The organism is Rhodoferax sp. RT4P68 (assembly GCF_056521305.1).
Genome location: NZ_JBWMBB010000013.1, coordinates 139208 through 158732, shown reverse-complemented (window position 1 = coordinate 158732; position 19525 = coordinate 139208). Strand labels below are relative to the sequence as shown.

21 protein-coding genes are annotated in these 19525 nt (G+C 66.0%); 4 read left to right on the top strand and 17 right to left on the bottom strand.

The genetic code is table 11. The features are described 5' to 3' along the window. Positions 1 to 37 precede the first annotated feature (37 nt). From AC099J_RS24650 to AC099J_RS24615, 8 genes are all read right to left on the bottom strand, one after another. Positions 38 to 1012: a LysR substrate-binding domain-containing protein gene (locus AC099J_RS24650; RefSeq protein ID WP_479617931.1), complete on the bottom strand. Its 975-nt coding sequence runs from the start codon at positions 1010 to 1012 to the stop codon at positions 38 to 40. A 178-nt stretch (positions 1013 to 1190) separates the two neighbouring features. Next, positions 1191 to 2501, bottom strand: a complete 1311-nt coding sequence (gltA, locus tag AC099J_RS24645) for a citrate synthase (RefSeq protein WP_479617930.1) — start codon at positions 2499 to 2501, stop codon at positions 1191 to 1193. A 10-nt stretch (positions 2502 to 2511) separates the two neighbouring features. Then, positions 2512 to 2796, bottom strand: coding sequence for an FAD assembly factor SdhE (locus AC099J_RS24640; protein ID WP_479617929.1), 285 nt, complete (start codon positions 2794 to 2796; stop codon positions 2512 to 2514). Between the two features lie 4 nt (positions 2797 to 2800). Further along, positions 2801 to 3502: a succinate dehydrogenase iron-sulfur subunit gene (locus AC099J_RS24635; RefSeq protein ID WP_479617928.1), complete on the bottom strand. Its 702-nt coding sequence runs from the start codon at positions 3500 to 3502 to the stop codon at positions 2801 to 2803. Positions 3503 to 3515: 13 nt separating this feature from the next. Beyond that, the gene (gene sdhA, locus AC099J_RS24630; protein WP_479617927.1) at positions 3516 to 5321 is read right to left on the bottom strand and encodes a succinate dehydrogenase flavoprotein subunit; all 1806 of its coding nucleotides are present in this window, start codon (positions 5319 to 5321) and stop codon (positions 3516 to 3518) included. A gap of 2 nt (positions 5322 to 5323) precedes the next feature. Then, a complete protein-coding gene (gene sdhD / locus AC099J_RS24625) occupies positions 5324 to 5692 on the bottom strand; it encodes a succinate dehydrogenase, hydrophobic membrane anchor protein (protein WP_479617926.1) in 369 nt (122 codons plus the stop codon). A gap of 23 nt (positions 5693 to 5715) precedes the next feature. Next, positions 5716 to 6162, bottom strand: a complete 447-nt coding sequence (gene sdhC, locus AC099J_RS24620; protein ID WP_479617925.1) for a succinate dehydrogenase, cytochrome b556 subunit — start codon at positions 6160 to 6162, stop codon at positions 5716 to 5718. Positions 6163 to 6283: 121 nt separating this feature from the next. Continuing rightward, a complete protein-coding gene (locus AC099J_RS24615) occupies positions 6284 to 7078 on the bottom strand; it encodes a GntR family transcriptional regulator (RefSeq protein WP_479617924.1) in 795 nt (264 codons plus the stop codon). A gap of 248 nt (positions 7079 to 7326) precedes the next feature. On the opposite strand from AC099J_RS24615, the gene AC099J_RS24610 reads away from it, so the two are divergent. The 4 genes from AC099J_RS24610 to AC099J_RS24595 all read left to right on the top strand — a co-directional run bounded on the left by AC099J_RS24610 (position 7327) and on the right by AC099J_RS24595 (position 12709). Next, positions 7327 to 8313: a malate dehydrogenase gene (locus tag AC099J_RS24610; protein WP_479617923.1), complete on the top strand. Its 987-nt coding sequence runs from the start codon at positions 7327 to 7329 to the stop codon at positions 8311 to 8313. Between the two features lie 92 nt (positions 8314 to 8405). Then, positions 8406 to 9422, top strand: coding sequence for an HpcH/HpaI aldolase/citrate lyase family protein (locus tag AC099J_RS24605; RefSeq protein WP_479617922.1), 1017 nt, complete (start codon positions 8406 to 8408; stop codon positions 9420 to 9422). Then, a complete protein-coding gene (locus AC099J_RS24600; protein ID WP_479617921.1) occupies positions 9419 to 10057 on the top strand; it encodes a hypothetical protein in 639 nt (212 codons plus the stop codon). Before AC099J_RS24605 ends, AC099J_RS24600 begins: the two co-directional genes overlap by 4 nt. A gap of 45 nt (positions 10058 to 10102) precedes the next feature. After that, the gene (locus AC099J_RS24595) at positions 10103 to 12709 is read left to right on the top strand and encodes a bifunctional aconitate hydratase 2/2-methylisocitrate dehydratase (RefSeq protein ID WP_479617920.1); all 2607 of its coding nucleotides are present in this window, start codon (positions 10103 to 10105) and stop codon (positions 12707 to 12709) included. A gap of 68 nt (positions 12710 to 12777) precedes the next feature. Here AC099J_RS24595 and tolA read toward each other — a convergent pair whose 3' ends face one another. The 9 genes from tolA to AC099J_RS24550 all read right to left on the bottom strand — a co-directional run bounded on the left by tolA (position 12778) and on the right by AC099J_RS24550 (position 19477). Then, entirely contained in the window at positions 12778 to 13767 is a 990-nt protein-coding gene (gene tolA, locus AC099J_RS24590) for a cell envelope integrity protein TolA (RefSeq protein ID WP_479617919.1), read from the bottom strand. Between the two features lie 7 nt (positions 13768 to 13774). After that, positions 13775 to 14200 carry a protein TolR gene (gene tolR / locus AC099J_RS24585; protein WP_479617918.1) on the bottom strand — a complete coding sequence of 142 codons (426 nt, stop codon included), beginning with the start codon at positions 14198 to 14200 and terminating at the stop codon, positions 13775 to 13777. A gap of 88 nt (positions 14201 to 14288) precedes the next feature. After that, positions 14289 to 14969 carry a protein TolQ gene (gene tolQ / locus AC099J_RS24580; RefSeq protein WP_479617917.1) on the bottom strand — a complete coding sequence of 227 codons (681 nt, stop codon included), beginning with the start codon at positions 14967 to 14969 and terminating at the stop codon, positions 14289 to 14291. A gap of 52 nt (positions 14970 to 15021) precedes the next feature. Next, a complete protein-coding gene (ybgC, locus tag AC099J_RS24575) occupies positions 15022 to 15480 on the bottom strand; it encodes a tol-pal system-associated acyl-CoA thioesterase (RefSeq protein WP_479617916.1) in 459 nt (152 codons plus the stop codon). Beyond that, a complete protein-coding gene (locus AC099J_RS24570; protein ID WP_479617915.1) occupies positions 15477 to 16661 on the bottom strand; it encodes a pyridoxal phosphate-dependent aminotransferase in 1185 nt (394 codons plus the stop codon). The genes ybgC and AC099J_RS24570 overlap by 4 nt, the downstream gene beginning before the upstream one ends. Next, a complete protein-coding gene (nusB, locus tag AC099J_RS24565; protein WP_479617914.1) occupies positions 16658 to 17218 on the bottom strand; it encodes a transcription antitermination factor NusB in 561 nt (186 codons plus the stop codon). The genes AC099J_RS24570 and nusB overlap by 4 nt, the downstream gene beginning before the upstream one ends. Next, the gene (gene ribH / locus AC099J_RS24560; protein ID WP_479617913.1) at positions 17215 to 17691 is read right to left on the bottom strand and encodes a 6,7-dimethyl-8-ribityllumazine synthase; all 477 of its coding nucleotides are present in this window, start codon (positions 17689 to 17691) and stop codon (positions 17215 to 17217) included. Before ribH ends, nusB begins: the two co-directional genes overlap by 4 nt. Further along, positions 17688 to 18836, bottom strand: coding sequence for a bifunctional 3,4-dihydroxy-2-butanone-4-phosphate synthase/GTP cyclohydrolase II (gene ribBA / locus AC099J_RS24555; RefSeq protein WP_479617912.1), 1149 nt, complete (start codon positions 18834 to 18836; stop codon positions 17688 to 17690). Before ribBA ends, ribH begins: the two co-directional genes overlap by 4 nt. After that, positions 18833 to 19477, bottom strand: coding sequence for a riboflavin synthase (locus AC099J_RS24550; protein ID WP_479617911.1), 645 nt, complete (start codon positions 19475 to 19477; stop codon positions 18833 to 18835). Before AC099J_RS24550 ends, ribBA begins: the two co-directional genes overlap by 4 nt. Positions 19478 to 19525: the final 48 nt, after the last annotated feature.

Here is a 19525-nt window from a genome sequence, read left to right as displayed (position 1 = left end):
TTCCTTCGTGGGGCTGAAATCTTGGGAAAGGTGGGGCTCAGAGTGCGGCCAGCGCACTGTTCTCGGGCGTGATGGGGGCGGCAGGCTCGGCGCGGCCCTCCAGATGCGCCACGAGCAGTCGGGCGGTGACCGGCAGCGTGGAGAAATCACGCGCGACCATGCTGATCTGGCGCTCGGCCCAGTCGTCGGTGAGGGTGACGCATGCGAGGTCGCCCACACCGTGCATCAACTCGAACGCGCGCTGTGGCATGACGCCGATGCCCAGGCCGTTGTGGATCATGCGGCACATCGCGTCCAGACCCGTGACCTGGATGCGCAGCTTGATGCCGCGTTGCGCGCCGGCTGCGGCATGGCGCATGGCCAGGTGGATGGAGCTGTTGCTGTGCAGCCCGACGTGGTCGAATTCCAGCGTGTCTTCGAAGCGCAGCGCGCCATGCCCCGCCAACGCATGGCCGCGCGGGACGATCAGCACCAGCCGGTCGCGCCGGTAGGCCCGCGTCTGCAGCGCTGCGCCAGCGGCGGCGTCGGGCAAGCCGGCATTGCAGATGCCCAGGTCGGCCGCACCTTCCTGCACAGCGCGCACCACCTCGCTGGACAGATGCTCTTCCAGATCGATCTTCACGCCGCCATGGCGGCGGATGAAATCGCCCAGGTCTTCCGGCAGGAACTGCACGATCGCCGAGATGCTGGCGTGCACGCGCACGTGGCCGCGCACGCCGTCGGTGTACTCGCTGAGCTCGCCCTGCATGCGGTCCAGGCTGAACAGCACGGAGCGCGCGTGGTGCAGCAGGCTTTCGCCGGCGGGCGTCAGGTCGACGCCCCGCGTGTGGCGGTACAGCAGCGTGGTGTCCAGCGTTGTCTCCAGGTCCGACAGGCGCTTGCTGACGGCCGATGCGGCGATGAATTCACGCTCGGCAGCTTTGCCGATGCTGCCGAGTTCGCAGACGGCCACGAACAACTGCAGCGACGTGAGGTCGATGCGGCGGGCAAAGTTGCGTTCGGACGGTTTCATCGGGGTGAAGTCTTCTCCTCTGGCGAGGAGGCGCGCCATTTTCCCGCAGCGCAACAGCGTCTGTCATCGCCATTTGCGATGACCGTGCTGCCGCCGCATGAACGGGCAGTGCGTGAAAAAGCCCCGCGGGCGCTGGGCCGGCGGGGCTGGTTCGGTCGGTTGGACGCGGTTCGGCCGTTTAGCGTGTGGCCAGGGGTTGCACGTCTCGCTTGGCCGAGCCGGTGAACAGCTGGCGGGGGCGGCCGATCTTGTACTCGGGATCGCCGATCATCTCGTTCAGCTGCGCGATCCAGCCCACGGTGCGGGCCAGCGCGAAGACGGCGGTGAACAGCGGCACCGGGATGCCGATGGCGCGCTGCACGATGCCGGAGTAGAAGTCCACGTTCGGGTAGAGCTTGCGCGAGACGAAGTAGTCGTCTTCCAGGGCGATCTTCTCCAGCGCCATGGCCAGCTTGAACAATGGGTCGTTCTCCAGGCCCATCTCGGCCAGCACTTCCTTGCAGGTCTCCTGCATCAGCTTGGCACGCGGGTCGTAGTTCTTGTAGACGCGGTGCCCGAAGCCCATCAGCTTGACGCTGGAGTTCTTGTCCTTCACCTGCTTGATGAACTCGCCGATTTTCTCAACGCCGCCAGCCTTCTGGATGTCGCCCAGCATGTTCAGCGCCGCCTCGTTGGCACCGCCGTGCGCGGGGCCCCACAGGCACGCCACGCCGGCTGCAATGGCAGCGAACGGGTTGGTGCCGGAGGAGCCGCACAGGCGCACCGTGGAGGTGGATGCGTTCTGCTCGTGGTCGGCGTGCAGGATGAAGATGCGGTCCAGCGCGCGCTCGAGCACCGGGCTGACCTTGTACTCCTCGCACGGCGTGGCAAACATCATGTGCAGGAAGTTGCCCGCGTACGAGAGCGAGTTCTTCGGGTACATGTACGGCTGGCCCACCGTGTACTTGTAGGCCATGGCCACCAGCGTGGGCATCTTGGCGATCAGGCGGATGGCCGAGATCTCGCGGTGCTGCGGGTTGTTGATGTCCGTGCTGTCATGGTAGAAGGCCGAGAGCGCGCCCACCAGGCCGGTCATGATCGCCATCGGATGCGCGTCACGGCGGAAGCCACGCAGGAAGAACTGCATCTGCTCGTTGACCATGGTGTGGTTGGTCACGAGGCTGGTGAACTTGGCCTTGCCTTCGGCGTTCGGCAGCTCGCCGTACAGCAGCAGGTGGCAGGTTTCCATGAAGTCGCAGTTCGTGGCGAGCTGCTCGATGGGATAGCCGCGGTACAGCAACTCACCCTTGTCGCCGTCGATGTACGTGATGGCGGACTGGCACGAAGCTGTGGACAGGAACCCAGGGTCGTACGTGAACATGCCGGTCTGCGCGTACAGCTTGCGGATGTCGACGACGTCGGGGCCTACGCTTCCCTGATAGACCGGCAGTTCCACGCTCGGGCTGCCGTTGCTGAATGACAGTGTGGCTTTGTTCTCGGCTAATTTCATGTTCGCCCTTTCAGCGGTTTTCTCTCAACAAACTCAAAACTTCGCGGGTGTTCGCGTCGTCCAAATGCGGACTGACCTGGTCAAGCGTCTTTCGTGCCAGTTGCAGGTCCAGGAGGTCGTGGTCTCCCAAATCCATGAGACGGTTCAGCGCGTCGGCATGTGCCACCGTGAGCGTGGGACCGCAGCGTTCGAAGAATTTCTCAAGGAACAGATCGTTCTCGAGCAGACCACGCCGGCAGCGCCAGCGCAGTAGGCTCACGCCGCGTTCGTCGAGGAACTCTTTAGGCACCGTCATGGGTCTAGATGGTGCGCAGCACCATCATTTCCTTGATCTTGCCGATGGCCTTGGTCGGGTTCAGATGCTTGGGGCACACGTCCACACAGTTCATGATCGTGTGGCAGCGGAACAGACGGTACGGGTCTTCCAGGTTGTCCAGGCGTGCGGCCGTTGCATCGTCGCGGCTGTCCGCGATGAAACGGTAGGCCTGCAACAGGCCGGCCGGGCCGACGAACTTGTCGGGGTTCCACCAGAAGCTAGGGCAACTCGTCGAGCAGCTGGCGCACAAGATGCATTCGTACAGACCGTTCAACTCGTCGCGTTCCTCAGGCGATTGAAGCCGCTCAGTTTCGGGCGGGATGCTTTCGTTGATGAGGTAGGGCTTGATCGAGTTGTACTGCTTGAAGAACTGCGTCATGTCCACGATCAGGTCGCGGATCACGGGCAGGCCGGGCAGCGGCTTCAGCACGACCGGGTCCTTCAGCGTGTTCATGTTGGTCAGGCAGGCCAGGCCGTTCTTGCCGCTGATGTTCATCGCGTCGGAGCCGCAGACGCCTTCACGGCACGAGCGCCGGAACGAAAGCGTCGGGTCTTGCGCCTTGAGCTTGACCAGAGCGTCCAGCAACATGCGTTCGCTGCCATCGAGCTCGATCTCGATGGTCTGCATGTAAGGCTTGGCGTCCTTGTCCGGGTCGTAGCGGTAGATCTGGAATGTGCGCTTCATCGTGGTGACCTTGTTAGAACGTGCGGACCTTGGGCGGAATGGAATCGACCGTCAGCGGTTGGAGGTTGACCGGCTTGTAGGTGAGGTTGTTGCCCTCGCTGTGCCACAGCGTGTGCTTCATCCACTCCTTGTCGTTGCGACCGAGCGGGAACTCGGCATGGTCGGCCGGGTGCTCGTAGTCGTAGACCGTGTGGGCACCGCGGCATTCGCGCCGGGCGGCGGCCGAGGTCATCGTGGCCTGGGCGACTTCGATCAGGTTGTCAACCTCCAGCGCCTCCATGCGGGCCGTGTTCCAGACCATGGATTTGTCCTTCATGGTGACGCCGGCCACGCGCTCGCGGATGGCGTTCACCTTGCCCACGCCCTCGTCCATGCTGGCCTGCGTGCGGAACACGCCGGCATGCTGCTGCATGGTGGTGCGGATTTCGCCCGCGATGTCCTGCGCATAGGCGCCGTCGGTCGACGCCTGCAACTGGTTCAAGCGCGCCAGCGTGCGGTCGGCGCCGTCGGCCGGCATCGGCTTGTGCTCACCGCTGCCCTTGACGTGCGCGACGATGTGCTTGCCGGCCGACTTGCCGAACACCAGCAAGTCCAGCAGCGAGTTCGTGCCCAGGCGGTTGGCGCCGTGCACCGACACGCAGGAGCACTCACCGACCGCGTACAGGCCGTTGACGACGTTGTTCTGCTGACCATCGTGCGTGACCACCTGGCCGTTGATGTTGGTCGGAATGCCACCCATCTGGTAGTGGATGGTCGGCACCACCGGGATCGGCTCTTTGGTGATGTCCACGTTGGCGAAGTTGTGGCCAATCTCTTCCACCGAAGGCAGGCGCTTGCGGATGGTGTCGGCACCCAGGTGGTCCAGCTTCATCAGGATGTAGTCCTTGTTGGGACCGCAGCCGCGACCTTCCTTGATCTCCTGGTCCATCGAGCGCGAGACGAAGTCGCGCGGCGCCAGGTCCTTCAGCGTGGGCGCGTAGCGCTCCATGAAGCGCTCGCCGTTGCTGTTCAGCAAGATGGCGCCTTCGCCGCGGCAACCCTCGGTCAGCAGCACGCCGGCGCCGGCCACGCCGGTCGGGTGGAACTGCCAGAACTCCATGTCCTGCAGCGGGATGCCGGCGCGCGCCGCCATGCCCAGGCCGTCGCCGGTGTTGATGAAGGCGTTGGTCGAGGCGGCGAAGATGCGGCCGGCACCGCCGGTGGCCAGCAGCACGGCCTTGGCCTGCAGGGCGTACAGCTCACCGGTCTCCAGTTCCAGCGCAGTGACGCCGACGACGTCGCCATCGGCGTCGCGGATCAGGTCCAGCGCCATCCACTCGACGAAGAAGTTGGTCTTGGACTTCACGTTCTGCTGGTAGAGCGTGTGCAGCATGGCATGGCCGGTGCGGTCGGCCGCGGCGCAGGCGCGCTGAACCGGCTTCTCGCCATAGTTGGCCGTGTGGCCACCGAACGGGCGCTGGTAGATGGTGCCGTCTGGGTTGCGGTCGAACGGCATGCCGAAGTGCTCCAGCTCGATCACGACCTTGGGCGCTTCACGGCACATGAACTCGATGGCGTCCTGATCGCCCAGCCAGTCGGAGCCCTTGATCGTGTCGTAGAAGTGGTAGTGCCAGTTGTCCTCGGACATGTTGCCCAGCGAGGCCGAGACGCCGCCCTGCGCCGCAACCGTGTGCGAACGGGTCGGGAATACCTTGGACAGCGAGGCCACGGACAGCCCGGCGCGCGAGAGCTCCAGCGCCGCGCGCATGCCCGACCCGCCGGCGCCCACGATCACGACGTCGAACTTGCGCTTGCTGATGGCTTGCTTGGTGTAGCTCATGCTTACAGTCTCCAAAGAACTTGAATAGCCCAGCCGGCGCAGCCGACGAGCCAGACGATGGTGAAAATCTGGAGCACGAGTCGGAGCCAGACGACCGAGGTGACGTAGTCCATCCAGACATCGCGCATGCCCACCCAGACGTGGTAGAGCAGTGCGACGATCACGGAAAAGGTCAGGATCTTCATCCACTGCGAGGAGAAGATGCCAGCCCACAGGTCATAGCCGATCGGGCCTTTGACCAACAGCAACTGCGCCAGCACGATGACCGTGAACAGGGCCATGAGGACAGCCGTGACGCGCTGGGCCAGCCAGTCGCGCAGGCCGTAGTGAGCGCCGACGACGACGCGCTTGGAACCGTAATTGACAGCCATGAAGGTGCTTTCTTTTTTTTGGGTCAGTACACGCCGAAAAGTTTCAGGCCGAGCACGAAGGTCAGGCCCAGGCTCAGCACCAGCGTAACCATGGCCGACGTCTTGCCGAACTGTTTGCTGACGGCGTCATGGCTCACGTCCATCCACAGATGGCGGACGCCGGCGATGAAATGGTGCAGATACGCCCACATCAGGGCGAGCGCGACCAGTTTGAAGAACCAGCCGGGGGCCAGACCGATCCCGGTGTTGAAAGCCGCTTTGAAGCGGGCAAACGAAATGTCGGAAGACACCGACGAATCGAACATCCAGATGATGAACGGCATCAGGAGGAACATCAGCACGCCGCTGACGCGATGCAGGATGGACACCCAACCGGCAGCCGGCAAGCGGTAGCTCGGCAGATCGGTCAAGGCATTGATGTTGCGGAACTGGGGTCGCTTGGGGCGTGCGGATGAGGCGATCTCGGTCATGACTGCGCTTTCTTGATGTAACTGCCTTGTAATCGGTCGCGGTGTCGGCTCAAAATTCTATTGCAATGCAGCAACCCAACTGCGACGAAGGTTTGCAGGCTGTGTCGCCCACGCGCGAAGTTCAGTTCAGATCGTTGCGGTAATGGTGCGTATCGGTGCGGTAAATGCCACGACGTAGCTCGACCGGCAGGTTGTTGTAGCTGAACGCAATGCGCTCCACGCTCAGCAACGGCGTGCCGGCCGCGACATTCAGCAGGGCGCACTGTTCGTCGTCGGGCAACACGGCTCGGATTTTTTCTTCCGCGCGCACCATACGAACACCGAATTCGGCTTCGAACAGCGCATAGGTCGGGCCGGGGAACTCGGCCAGCCGCTCGGCCGTCAATCCTTTGAACGGGCCGCCGGGCAGCCACAGGTCTTCCAGGATGGTGGGCACCTGCGCCCCGCCCTCACCAGCAAACGACAGGACGCGTCGCACCTGCATGACCGCGTCACCGCTGCGCAGGGCCAGTGCGCGGGCGATCTCGGCGGATGCGCGGGTGCGCCGGCAATCCAGAATGTGGCGCTGCGCTGGCCCTTCGCGCTGGATGTCGCCGGTGTCGGGCACCAGCTTCAAGAAGCGGTAGCGCACGTGCTGCTCACTGTGCGTGGCGACGAACGTGCCTTTCCCTTGGCGCCGCACGACCAGGTTGTCGCCCGCCAGCTCGTCGACCGCCTTGCGCACTGTGCCCTGGCTGACGCGGAACCGCGCGGCAAGCTCGATCTCGCTCGGGATGAGCTCGCCCGGTTTCCATTCGCCGGCTTGCAGGCTGCGCAGGATCAATTCCTTGATTTGCTGGTACAGCGGGCTGAAGGCTGGCGTTGACGCTGCATGCTGCGCGCCGGTGTCGCTGGAGAGCGGGGGCTGGGCGGACATGGTGCTGGAGTTGGAAGCCATCGGCGTTAGGGTTGCGTCTCGGTGGAGAGGGGCTGGCGTCGAGGTGCGGGCTCCCTGCATAGCGCCTCGGCAAGGCCCGCAATGGTATCTTATATAAGACATAAGACAAATTGACGATCGTGCGGAATCACGGGTAAACTCGAAGGCGGTCCGTCGACCCCGCGCTTGTAGCCCGACGCTCTGGGCGGGGTTGGTTCTTTCCCCACTCTCTTCCCGGAGCATCCCCCATGAGCAAAAAGCCTGTTCGCGTCGCCGTCACTGGTGCTGCTGGCCAAATCGGTTACGCCATCCTGTTCCGCATCGCCTCCGGCGAAATGCTGGGCAAAGACCAGCCGGTGATCCTGCAACTGCTCGAAGTTCCGATGGAAAAACCCCAGCAGGCTCTGCAGGGCGTGATGATGGAACTGCAGGACTGCGCATTCCCCTTGCTGGTCGGCATGGAAGCACACGGCGACCCGATGACCGCGTTCAAGGACGTGGACTACGCGTTGCTGATCGGTTCGCGCCCCCGTGGCCCGGGCATGGAACGCGCCGAGCTGCTGGCCGTGAATGCCGAGATCTTCACCGCCCAGGGCAAGGCCCTGAACGCTGTGGCCAGCCGCAACGTCAAGGTGCTGGTGGTCGGCAACCCGGCCAACACCAATGCCTACATCGCGATGAAGAGCGCGCCCGACCTGCCGCGCAAGAACTTCACCGCCATGCTGCGCCTGGACCACAACCGCGCACTGAGCCAGATCGCCGCCAAGACCGGCAAGGCCGTGGCCGACATCGAGAAGCTCACCGTGTGGGGCAACCACTCGCCCACGATGTACGCGGACTACCGCTTCGCCACCATCAACGGTGAAAGCGTCAAGACCATGATCAATGACCAGGAGTGGAACGCCAACACCTTCCTGCCCACCGTGGGCAAGCGCGGCGCGGCCATCATCGCGGCCCGCGGCGTGTCGTCCGCTGCATCGGCTGCCAATGCCGCCATCGACCACATGCGCGACTGGGCCTTGGGCACCAACGGCAAGTGGGTCACCATGGGTATCCCGTCGGACGGCCAGTACGGCATTCCCAAGGACACCATGTTCGGCTTCGCCGTCACCTGCGAAGGCGGCGAATACAAGGTGGTCGAAGGCCTGGAAGTCGATGCCTTCAGCCAGGAGCGCATCAACACCACGCTGAAGGAGCTGCAGGACGAGCAGGCTGGCGTCGCCCACCTGCTCTGATCCATGTCTGCCTCCCGGCTTGCCACTGCGTGTGCTGCGCCACCGCCCGAGGGAAGGCTGTGACCGCCGTTGGGCGGCCCGGCGGCGGCACCATGCAGCATCCCCGCGCGGTCTTGCTGGGTGCCCAGGCGGTGCAGGGCTTTCTGCCCGTCTGTGACCACTACAGCGGAGTTGAAGCGCGGATGCGCAAGAGCCTGCAGTTGCAGGCCGAGATGACTGAAGAGTTCGGCACCTGCGTCTTCGACGTCACGCTGGATTGCGAGGACGGGGCCCCGGTCGGTGGTGAGGCTGAGCACGCCGCTTTGGTCGTGTCGCTGGCGCTGGCCGCCGACCCGCGTGCGCGCGTGGCGGTGCGCGTGCACCCGGTGAACCACCCCGCCTTCGAGCAGGACATTGCCACCATTGCCGGGCAGGCCGGCCATCGGCTGGCACACATCATGCTGCCCAAAGTCGACATGGTCGACGATATCGAACGCGCTGAGCGGGCGCTGCGTTCGGCGGGTGCCGGGCACCTGCCGCTGCACGCGCTCGTCGAATCGCCGGCTGCCGTGCACCGGGCGTTCGACATGGCCGCCCATCCGCGTGTGCAGTCGCTCAGTTTCGGGTTGATGGACTTCGTGTCTGCCCATGCGGGTGCAATCCCGGCCGAGGGCATGAGTGCGCACGGGCAGTTCACGCACCCCTTGGTGGTGCGCGCCAAGTTGGATATCGCCTCGGCCTGCCATGCGCACGGCAAGGTGCCGTCGCACTGCGTGGTCACCGAGTTCAGCGATGCCGCAGCCATGCAGGCTGCTGCCCGCCGGGCTGCCCGCGAATTTGGCTACACGCGCATGTGGAGCATCCACCCGGCGCAGATCCGACCCATCCTCGAGGCGCTGGCGCCCAGTGCCGAGGAGATCGAGACCGCCGGCCGGCTGATCCAGGCCGCTGTGGCGGCCCAATGGGCGCCGGTGGCGTTTGACAAGCAACTGCACGACCGCGCGAGCTACCGTTACTTCTGGCAAGTGCTCGAACGCGCGCACCGCACCGGTCGGCCCCTGCCTGCCGAGATGCAGGTTTATTTTCAAGACAGCCTGGGCACCCTGAGCCCGGCGACGGAGACAGCATGAAGAACGCCGTTGTGACCCTGGTGTTGGCGACAGCGGCCTGCCTGGTGGGCGCACAGACCACAAAGCCTGCCGCCGCCAAGCCCGCAGCCACGAAGCCTGCGTCCGCCAAGCCGGCCCCGGTCAGGAAGGCCAAGCCGGCGCCCAAGACGCGGGTCGACGTCAAGAACGCCGTGCCGCACGAACCCATCGCCGAGGCGGTGCTGGGCGCCAACGAGCTGGCGCTGGCCGAGCGCGTGCATGTCGGCATCCTGCCCTGTGAGCTTGGCAATTCCGTGCACCTCATGCCCGACCCGAAGCAGCCTGGCTATTTCGATCTGCACATGCACAAGACCCGCTACCGCCTGGTGCCGGTGGCCACCACCACCGGCGCGATCCGGCTGGAGGACGCCAAGGCCGGCGCCGTATGGCTGCAGCTGGGCAACAAGTCCATGTTGATGAACCACAAGCTGGGTCAGCGCATGGCCGACGAGTGCAAGAGCCCGCAGCAAATCATCGTGGCCGAACAGATCAGGATCCAGCCGCCGCCGAGCGTGCTGGATGCACTGCCACCCCAACCGCCACCGCCACCGCCGGCCCAGACGGCGTCCATGCCGGCGGCCGAGGTGCCTGCGGCCCCCGCAGCGGCACCCGAATAAGCACCGACCCCAAGAACCCCACATCCCAGAACCGGAGAACACGCCATGTTGCAAGCCTACCGTGACCATGTTGCCGAGCGCGCCGCGCTCGGCATCCCGCCGCTGCCCCTGTCTGCCAAGCAGACGGCCGAGCTGATCGAGCTGCTGAAGGCCCCGCCTGCGGGCGAGGACGCATACCTGCTGAACCTGATCACCTACCGCGTGCCGGCCGGTGTGGACGACGCCGCCAAGGTCAAGGCCAGCTACCTGGCGGCCGTGGCGCATGGCACGGAAAAGAGCCCGCTGATCAGCCGCGCCAAGGCCACCGAGCTGCTGGGCACGATGCTGGGGGGCTACAACATCGGCCCCATGGTCGATTTGCTGGACGATGCCGAGGTCGCCGCTGTCGCCGCACAAGGGCTGAAGAAGACGCTGCTGATGTTCGACCAGTTCCATGACGTCAAGGAAAAGGCCGACAAGGGCAACGCCCACGCCAAGAGCGTGATGCAGAGCTGGGCCGATGCCGAATGGTTCACCAGCCGGCCCGAAGTGCCCAAGAGCATCACCTTCACCGTGTTCAAGGTGCCTGGCGAGACCAACACCGACGACCTGTCGCCCGCACCCGATGCGACCACGCGCCCTGACATTCCCATGCACGCGCTGGCAATGCTGAAGAACAAGCGCGACGGTGCGCCCTTCACGCCCGAGGAAGACGGCAAGCGCGGCCCGATCAAGTTCATCGAAGACCTGGTCAAGCGCGGCTTGCCCGTGGCCTACGTGGGCGACGTGGTCGGCACCGGCTCCTCGCGCAAGTCGGCCACCAATTCGGTGCTGTGGTTCACCGGCGAAGACATCCCCTACATCCCGAACAAGAAGTTCGGCGGCGTCTGCCTGGGCAACAAGATCGCGCCGATCTTCTACAACACCATGGAAGACGCGGGCGCGCTGCCGATCGAGCTGGACGTGAGCCAGATGCACATGGGCGACACCATCGAGCTGCGCCCCTATGAAGGCAAGGCGCTGAAGGACGGCCAGGTCATCGCCGAGTTCACGGTCAAGAGCGACGTGCTGTTCGACGAAGTGCGCGCCGGTGGCCGCATTCCGCTGATCATCGGTCGCGGCCTCACCGGCAAGGCGCGTGAGGCCCTGGGGTTGCCCGCATCCACCTTGTTCCGCCTGCCGCAGCCCCCGGTCGATTCCGGCAAAGGCTTCTCGCTGGCGCAGAAGATGGTGGGCCGCGCCTGCGGCCTGCCGGAAGGTCAGGGCGTGCGCCCCGGCACCTACTGCGAGCCCAGGATGACGAGCGTCGGCTCGCAGGACACCACCGGCCCGATGACCCGCGACGAGCTGAAGGACCTGGCCTGCCTGGGCTTCTCGGCCGATCTGGTCATGCAATCGTTCTGCCACACTGCCGCCTACCCGAAGAAGGTGGACGTGAAGATGCACCACGAGCTGCCCGACTTCATGGCCACCCGCGGCGGCATTTCGCTGCGCCCCGGTGACGGCGTGATCCACAGTTGGCTGAACCGTCTGCTGACCCCCGACACCGTGGGCACCGGCGGCGATTCGCACACGCGCTTCCCGATCGGCATCAGCTTCCCGGCCGGCTCTGGCCTGGTCGCCTTCGCAGCCGCTACCGGCGTCATGCCGTTGGACATGCCCGAGTCGGTGCTCGTGAAGTTCAAGGGCACGATGCAGCCCGGCGTCACGCTGCGTGACCTGGTCAACGCGATTCCGCTGTACGCCATCAAGGCTGGCCTGCTGACGGTGGAGAAGAAGGGCAAGAAGAACATCTTCTCGGGCCGCATCCTGGAGATCGAAGGTCTGCCGGATCTGAAGGTCGAGCAGGCGTTCGAGTTGTCCGACGCCTCGGCCGAGCGCTCCGCCGCCGGCTGCACGGTGCACCTGAACAAGGAGCCCATCGCCGAGTACATCACCAGCAACATCACGCTGATGAAGTGGATGATTGCCGAGGGCTACGCCGACGCCCGCACGCTGGCCCGCCGCATTGCCGCGCAGGAAGCCTGGCTTCGCGACCAGCAACTCATGAAGGGCGACCCCGACGCCGAATACGCCGCCGTGATCGAGATCGATCTGGCCGACATTCACGAGCCCATCGTGGCCTGCCCGAACGACCCGGACGACGTGAAGACGCTGTCCGAGGTGGCTGGCGCCAAGATCGACGAAGTGTTCATCGGCTCGTGCATGACCAACATCGGCCATTTCCGCGCGGCGTCCAAGCTGCTGGAGGGCAAGCGCGACATCCCGGTCAAGTTGTGGATCGCACCGCCGACCAAGATGGATGCGCAGCAGCTGACCGAAGAAGGCCATTACGGCGTGTTCGGCAATGCCGGCGCGCGCACCGAAATGCCGGGCTGCTCGCTGTGCATGGGCAATCAGGCGCAGGTGCGTGAGGGCGCCACGGTGATGTCGACCAGCACGCGCAACTTCCCGAACCGCCTGGGCAAGAACACCTTCGTGTATCTGGGTTCGGCCGAGCTGGCCTCGATCTGCTCCAAGCTGGGCCGCATCCCTACCAAGGCCGAGTACCTGGCCGACATGGGCGTGCTGACGGCCTCCAGCGACCAGATCTACCAGTACCTGAACTTCGACAAGGTGGCGGAGTATTCGGACGTGGCCGACACCGTGAAGGATGGCGTAGTCACCGCCTGATCGCTGCGGCGGGCGCAAGCCCGCCAGCCCAGGAAAAGGCCCGCATCCGCGGGCCTTTTCTTGTCTGCTCAGTCTTTGGGTTTAAAGCTGATCACCAGCAGCGAAGGCACACGGCCGTCGGTGTCGCGCGGCAGCGTCTCGGTCTTGTCGATGGCTCGCAGCACCGCGTCGTCCCAGGCCTTGTTGCCGCTGGACTTGACCAGGCGCTTGCCGACGATGGTGCCGTCGGGCGCGGCACGCACTTCCACCTCGGCGGCCGGGTTGCCGTTCACGTCATCGGCAAAGACGATGTTGGGCCGCACGCGGGCCGACACCTTGGCGCCGTAGCTGGCCGAGGGCCCGGTGGATTGCAGGGCGCTGCCGGTGGCGGTGGCACCGCCACTGGCGCCGGCCATGCCCTGCATGCGGCGGATGTTGTCCTGACGGCGGGCTTCGGCAGCGGCTTTGTCAGCCTTCTCGGACTTCTCCTGTGCGGCCTTCTCGGCGCGCTCGGCCTTCTCAGCCTGCTCCGCCTTCTCGGCTTTTTCCCGTGCCGCCTTGTCGGCCTTCTCGCGCGCGGCTTTGTCCTTGGCCGCCTTCTCCAGGCGTTCGGACTTCTCTTGCGCCGCGCGCTCGGCCTGCGCCTCTTGCTGCTCTTGCCGCTTCTTCTCCACAGCCTTGCGCTGCTGGATCAGCTCCTGCTCGCGCTCTTTGCGCTCGCGCTCCTTCTTGTCGCGCTCCAGGGCGATCTGCGCGTCGCGCACGCTGGTGTCCGGCGGCGGTGGTGCGGCCTTGGGTGGCGCAGGGGCGGGCGTGGGTGCGGCCTTGGGGGGCGCGGGTGCCGGGGGAGGCGGTGGCGGTTCGACGGCGCGGGGTGCCGCCTGCTGGCGCACGGACGACCAGATCTCGGCCTCGACGGCGGGGCTCTCCTGCTGCTGCCAGTTGACGCCCCAAGTCAGCGCGGCGATCAGCAGCGCGTGCGCCAGCAGGGCCAGGCCGAGTGCACGCAGCATGCCGGGCGGCGGCGGCGGCGTCAGGCTCGACGGATCCAGCGGCGCGTGGTGCAGCAGTGTCGACATCCTTGGATTACTGGCCGCTGCCCAGTTGTACCGACAGGCCGACGCGGGCGACCCCGGCCCTCTGCAGGCTGTCCATGGCCTTCACCACGGTCTCGTACTTCACGCTGCGGTCGGCGCTGATGACCACGGGCGTGTTCGCATCACCGGCCTGCGCGCGCCGAACGGCGGCAGCCAGCTCGCGCACCGTGACCTGTTGCGTTCTGTCCGCATCCTTGATCTCCAGGCGCTCGTCTTTGCTGATGAGGACCTGGATCACCTTGTCCGGCTGGCGCCCGGCCTTGCCGACGCTGGGCAGGTCGATCAGGCTGGGGGTGATCATCGGCGCCGTCACCATGAAGATGATCAGCAGCACCAGCATGACGTCGATGAACGGCACCATGTTGATCTCGTTGATGGTCCGCCGGCCGCGGCCTCTGGATGCCATGGCGGGCATGTCAGTGCTGCCCGGCCGCCCGAAGGCATTGACGCGCCCCCTCGGGCGGCAGCGATACGCGAAGCGATGAGCGTAGAGGTGTCATGCTCTAGTGTCCCGAAGGCGATTGCGTCGCCACGTTGCGCTGCAGGATGTTGCAGAACTCTTCGATGAAGGTCTCCAGCCGGATCGCGATGCGGTCGATGTCGCGCGCAAAGTTGTTGTAGGCGATCACGGCCGGAATGGCGGCGAACAGGCCGATGGCGGTGGCGACCAGCGCCTCGGCAATGCCTGGCGCCACCGAGGCCAGCGTCACCTGCTGCAGGCTGGCCAGGCCGGTGAAGGCGTGCATGATGCCCCAGACCGTACCGAACAGACCGACGTAGGGCGAGACCGAGCCCACCGACGCCAGGAACGACAGATTGGATTCGATCACGTCCATCTCACGCTGGAAGCTGGCCCGCATCGCGCGGCGCGCTCCGTCCATCAGCGTGCCGGGGTCGGCAATGCGGCGCTCACGCAGCTTTTGGTATTCGCGCATGCCGCTGGCAAAGATCCGTTCCATGGGGCCGGCGCTCTTGGCGTTCTGCGTGGCCGCCGCGTACAGCTCGTTGAGGTTCTTGCCGGACCAGAACTCGCGCTCGAACTCCTCGTTCAGGCCGTTGACCTTCTTCAGCGCAAAGAGCTTGCGGAAGATGGCCGCCCAGCTGGCGATCGAGACGCCGATCAGCAGCACCATCACGATCTGCACGACAAAGCTGGCGTTCAGCACCAGCGTGAGGATTGACATGTCCTGGTTCATGCGGCGCGGCTCTGCGAGGCAGTTCGGGGTGAGTGCTGAATCATGTGGCGATGTGTTCCAAAAGAGAGGGCGGGATTCTCGCAGGGCGCAGTGTGGTGGCGTCGACCCAGCCGATGCGGATCTGGCCCTCGCACAGCACGGGCCCGCCCGGCGTGTCGCCTGCCAGCACCTGTTGCGCCAGTAGGAGCGAGGCGGCTCCGAAACGTTCCACGCGCACGGTGACCAGCAGATGGTCGTCCAGGCGTGCGGGGCGCAGATAGCGCACCTGGGTCTCGCTGACGACGAACATGCCGCCCACGTCGTCCTTGAGTGCGCGCTGGCCCACGCCCTTGGCGCGCAGCCATTCGGTGCGGGCGCGCTCGAAGAACTTGAGGTAGTTCACGTAGAACACGATGCCGCCGGCGTCGGTGTCTTCCCAGTACACGCGGACCGGGAAGGTGAAGGCCGAACCTGCGCTCACTGGAGTGCCTGCGTGCTGCGCACTGCGGTGCACGCTCATGCCAGCAGCGTGCGCAGCCGCGAGACCGCTTCCTGCAAGTGCGCCATCGAACTGGCCGTGGAGAAGCGGATGAAGTTCGCAGTCGTCGCCTGCCCGAAATCGCGACCCGGCGTCACCGCCACATGGGCGCGCCGCATGACTTCGAAGGCAAAGTCCCAGCTGTCTTTCACGCCCAGCTTGTGGCAGGCGGCCGAGCAATCGGCCCAGGCGTAGAAGGCGCCGTCGGGCACCACCGGCACCGGCAGGCCCAATGCGTTCAGGGCCGGCACAAAGAAGTCGCGCCGGGCGCGAAACTCGGCGCGCCGCTGCTCGTACAGCGCCAGGCTCTCGGCTTCGAAGCAGGCCAGCGCCGCATGCTGGGCGACGGTGCTGGCGCAGATGAACAGGTTCTGCGCGATGCGCTCGACGACCGGCACCAGCGCCTCGGGCACGACCAGCCAGCCCAGGCGCCAGCCAGTCATGTTGAAGTACTTGCTGAAGCTGTTGATGCTGACGATCTGGTCCGACAGCGCCAGCGCGCTGCGGCCGAATGCGGCGTCGTACGACAGGCCCAGGTAGATCTCATCGACCAGCGTGATGCCGCCACGCTGGGCCACGAATTCGTGGATGCGCCGCAGCTCTTCGGTGGCGATCGAGGTGCCCGTGGGGTTGGAGGGCGATGCCAGCAGCACGCCACGCGTGTGCGCATTCCAGGCCGCCGCCACTTTGTCTGCGCTGAGCTGGTAGCGCTCTTCAGCCGTGGTCGGCAGCAAGATAGAGCGGCCCTCGGCAGCGCTGACGAAGTGCCGGTTGCAGGGGTAGCTCGGGTCCGGCATCAAGATCTCGTCGCCGGCTTCGATCAGCGCCAGACAGGCCAACTGCAGCGCCGCCGAGGCGCCGGCCGTGACCACGATGCGCGAGGCCGGCACCGCCACGCCGAAGCGCTCGGCATACCAGCCGCTGATGCGCTCGCGCAGCGCCGGCAGGCCGGTGGCGGGCGTGTACTGCGTGCGGCCGTCGCGTATGGCGCGGGCGGCGGCTTCCTGCACCAGGGGTGGGGCGGTGAAGTCTGGCTCGCCGATGTTCAGGAACACCATGGGCCTGTCACTGCCCTCGACCTCACGTGCCAGCGCAGCCGCCTGCTTGGCGACCTCCATCACGTAGAACGGCTCGATCGCTTGCGCCCGGCGCGAGATCCTCATGCGTCGGCCTGCGGCTTGGCAGGTCTCTCACGCCCGCGGTCGGCCTGCACCTCGGTGGCACGCAGCGAGGGCGCCAGCCCGTTCAGGATGCCGTTGACGTACTTGTGCCCGTCGGTGCCGCCGAATTCCTTGGCCAGCTCGATGCATTCGTTCAGCACCACGCGCCACGGCACGTCCAGGCAGTGGCGCATCTCGTAGATGCCGATCCACAGCACGGCGTGTTCGACGGGCGAGATCTCGGCCATCGGCCGGTCCAGCAACGGCTGCATCAGCGCGTCGAGCTCGGTGGCCTCGGCGATGCAGCCGTGCATCAGCGCGTCGTAGTGCACAGCGTCGGCCTTGTGAAAGCCCGACAGATCGCGCGTGAACACGTCGATGTCCGTGGACGCGTTGCGGCCCACCAGGTGCTGGTAGAGCGCCTGCAACGCGAATTCGCGTGCGCGGCTGCGCGGATTCTTGGCAGCAGCCTTGCGGGCGCCGGTGGCGGTGCGGCCGGTGCGGGTCTGGCGTTCGGGCGGGGCTGAGGGCAGGGCGCCCACGTCGTCGGGTTCGGTCATTTCAGTTGTTCCAGCAGTCGGGCCATTTCAACCGCGACGCGGGCTGCGTCCCGGCCCTTGTCGGTCTGGCGGGCGACCGCCTGTTCCATGTTCTCGGTGGTCAGGATGGCGTTGGCAATCGGGATGCCGTGGTCCAGCGCAATGCGGCTGACGCTGGCGCCGGATTCGTTGGCCACCAGCTCGAAGTGGTAGGTCTCGCCGCGCACGATGCAGCCCAGCGCGATCAACGCGTCGAAGCGGCGCGAGGCGGCCATGGCCTGCAGCGCCACCGGCACCTCCAGCGCGCCGGGCACGCTGACATGTGTCACCTGGGCATCCGCCACGCCCAGGGCATGCAGCTCGCTGGTGCAGGCGCTGGCCAGCGCGTCGGTGATCTCGGCATTGAAGCGGGCCTGCACGATGCCGATGGCCAGACCCTGCCCGGTCATCAGCGCATCGGTGTTGGCGCGCTCGGCCTGGTTGGCGCCCTTCATGCGGTGTCCTTGTGGGATTCGGGGGTGAGGTAGCCGGTGTTCTCCAGGCCGTAGCCGGCCATGCTGGGCATGCGGCGCGGGTGGCTCATCAGCTGCATGCGGTGCACGCCGCAGTCCCGCAGGATTTGCGCGCCGATGCCGTAGGTGCGCAGGTCCATGCGGCCGCGTTCCGGGGCCTGCGCTGAGCGGGCCGTGCCTTCGAACTGGGCCAGCAAGTCGGCTGCGCTTTCGCCGCAGTTGAGCAGCACGATCACGCCCTTGCCCTGCGCCTCGATGTGCGCAAGGCTGGCCGGCAGACTCCACGAGTGCATGGAGCGGTCGCCCTCCAGCAAATCCAGCACCGACAGCGGCTCGTGCACGCGCACGGCCAGGTTGTCATCCGCCTGCCAGCTGCCCTTGACCAGCGCCAGGTGCACACTGGCGCTGGGCTTGTCTTTGTAGGCATGGGCCGTGAACGGGCCGAACGCGGTCTGGATCTCGCGGCTGCCCACGCGCTCGACCAGCGATTCGTGCCGGCTGCGGTGCTCGATCAAGTCGGCAATCGTGCCGATCTTCAGGCCGTGCTGCGCTGCGAATACCTGCAGGTCGGGCAGGCGCGCCATGGTGCCGTCGTCGTTCATGACCTCGCAGATCACGGCCGACGGGCTGCAGCCCGCCATGGTGGCCAGGTCGCAACCGGCCTCTGTGTGGCCGGCACGCATCAGCACGCCGCCATCCACAGCCTGCAGCGGAAAGATGTGGCCGGGCTGCACCAGGTTGGCGGCGGTGGCGTTGCGGGCCACTGCGGCTTGCACGGTGCGCGCGCGGTCGGCTGCCGAGATGCCGGTGGTCACGCCCTCGGCCGCCTCGATGGAGACGGTGAACGCGGTGGCGTGCTTGGTGCCGTTGCGCGCCACCATCGGCGGAAGGTGCAGGCGTTCGCACATCTCGCGCGACAGCGTGAGGCAGATCAACCCGCGCGCGTGGCGGGCCATGAAATTGATCGCATCCGGCGTCACGTGGTCGGCGGCCAGGACCAGGTCGCCCTCGTTCTCGCGGTCTTCTTCGTCGACGAGGATGACCATGCGGCCGGCGCGCATCTCGGCCACGATGTCTTCGACAGGGGAGATCGCGGCGGGCGTGAGGTGGGTGAGGATGGAAGTCATGAAGGCTCTTGGGTCGGCGCCACAGGGTTCAGGCGCAACATGCGCTCGACATAGCGCGCGATGGTGTCGATTTCCAGGTTCACCGGTGAGCCCGCTCGCAGCTCGCCCAGTGTCGTGCTCTCCACCGTGTGGGGGATGAGGTTGATGCTGATGAGGCAGCCGTCGGCCACGTCCTGCACGGTGTTGACCGTGAGGCTCACGCCCTGCACCGTGACCGAGCCCTTGTAGGCCATGTAGCGCGCCAGATCTGCGGGGGCGTGGATGTCCAGCGCCCAGCTTTCGCCGACCTGCTCGAAGCGGCTGACGCGGCCCAAGCCGTCGACATGGCCAGAGACGATGTGCCCCCCCAGACGGTCGTTCGCGCGCAAGGCTTTTTCGAGGTTGACGCGGCCGGTGGTGTCCAGCCCCGCAGTGCGGGCCAGGGATTCGGCCGAGACGTCGATGGTGAAAGTGAGGGCGGCAGTGTCGAGTGAGGTGACCGTCATGCAGGCGCCGTTGAGCGCGATGCTGTCACCCAGGCCCACATCGTCCAGATAGCCGGGCGGCACGGCGATGCTGAGCCTCTTGCCATAGGCCAAGGAGCTGCCGAGGTCGTGGACAGCGGCGATGCGCCCCACAGCGGTGATGATTCCCGTGAACATAGCCGCGCATTTTCGCAGGCTTTGCGCGGCGGGCCTGGCGGGGCCTCT

What these genes read in the sequence shown, in the direction of transcription:
- AC099J_RS24610 (WP_479617923.1), top strand. Translation starts at nt 7,327, where the DNA reads ATGAGCAAAAAGCCTGTTCGCGTCGCCGTCACTGGTGCTGCTGGCCAA.
- sdhC (WP_479617925.1), bottom strand. Translation starts at nt 6,162, where the DNA reads ATGACCGAGATCGCCTCATCCGCACGCCCCAAGCGACCCCAGTTCCGC.
- tolR (WP_479617918.1), bottom strand. Translation starts at nt 14,200, where the DNA reads ATGCCCGCCATGGCATCCAGAGGCCGCGGCCGGCGGACCATCAACGAG.
- gltA (WP_479617930.1), bottom strand. Translation starts at nt 2,501, where the DNA reads ATGAAATTAGCCGAGAACAAAGCCACACTGTCATTCAGCAACGGCAGC.
- ribBA (WP_479617912.1), bottom strand. Translation starts at nt 18,836, where the DNA reads ATGACTTCCATCCTCACCCACCTCACGCCCGCCGCGATCTCCCCTGTC.
- AC099J_RS24550 (WP_479617911.1), bottom strand. Translation starts at nt 19,477, where the DNA reads ATGTTCACGGGAATCATCACCGCTGTGGGGCGCATCGCCGCTGTCCAC.
- ribH (WP_479617913.1), bottom strand. Translation starts at nt 17,691, where the DNA reads ATGAAGGGCGCCAACCAGGCCGAGCGCGCCAACACCGATGCGCTGATG.
- AC099J_RS24650 (WP_479617931.1), bottom strand. Translation starts at nt 1,012, where the DNA reads ATGAAACCGTCCGAACGCAACTTTGCCCGCCGCATCGACCTCACGTCG.
- AC099J_RS24595 (WP_479617920.1), top strand. Translation starts at nt 10,103, where the DNA reads ATGTTGCAAGCCTACCGTGACCATGTTGCCGAGCGCGCCGCGCTCGGC.
- ybgC (WP_479617916.1), bottom strand. Translation starts at nt 15,480, where the DNA reads ATGAGCGTGCACCGCAGTGCGCAGCACGCAGGCACTCCAGTGAGCGCA.
- tolA (WP_479617919.1), bottom strand. Translation starts at nt 13,767, where the DNA reads ATGTCGACACTGCTGCACCACGCGCCGCTGGATCCGTCGAGCCTGACG.
- tolQ (WP_479617917.1), bottom strand. Translation starts at nt 14,969, where the DNA reads ATGTCAATCCTCACGCTGGTGCTGAACGCCAGCTTTGTCGTGCAGATC.
- nusB (WP_479617914.1), bottom strand. Translation starts at nt 17,218, where the DNA reads ATGACCGAACCCGACGACGTGGGCGCCCTGCCCTCAGCCCCGCCCGAA.
- AC099J_RS24640 (WP_479617929.1), bottom strand. Translation starts at nt 2,796, where the DNA reads ATGACGGTGCCTAAAGAGTTCCTCGACGAACGCGGCGTGAGCCTACTG.
- AC099J_RS24570 (WP_479617915.1), bottom strand. Translation starts at nt 16,661, where the DNA reads ATGAGGATCTCGCGCCGGGCGCAAGCGATCGAGCCGTTCTACGTGATG.
- AC099J_RS24615 (WP_479617924.1), bottom strand. Translation starts at nt 7,078, where the DNA reads ATGTCCGCCCAGCCCCCGCTCTCCAGCGACACCGGCGCGCAGCATGCA.
- AC099J_RS24635 (WP_479617928.1), bottom strand. Translation starts at nt 3,502, where the DNA reads ATGAAGCGCACATTCCAGATCTACCGCTACGACCCGGACAAGGACGCC.
- sdhA (WP_479617927.1), bottom strand. Translation starts at nt 5,321, where the DNA reads ATGAGCTACACCAAGCAAGCCATCAGCAAGCGCAAGTTCGACGTCGTG.
- AC099J_RS24600 (WP_479617921.1), top strand. Translation starts at nt 9,419, where the DNA reads ATGAAGAACGCCGTTGTGACCCTGGTGTTGGCGACAGCGGCCTGCCTG.
- AC099J_RS24605 (WP_479617922.1), top strand. Translation starts at nt 8,406, where the DNA reads ATGCAGCATCCCCGCGCGGTCTTGCTGGGTGCCCAGGCGGTGCAGGGC.
- sdhD (WP_479617926.1), bottom strand. Translation starts at nt 5,692, where the DNA reads ATGGCTGTCAATTACGGTTCCAAGCGCGTCGTCGTCGGCGCTCACTAC.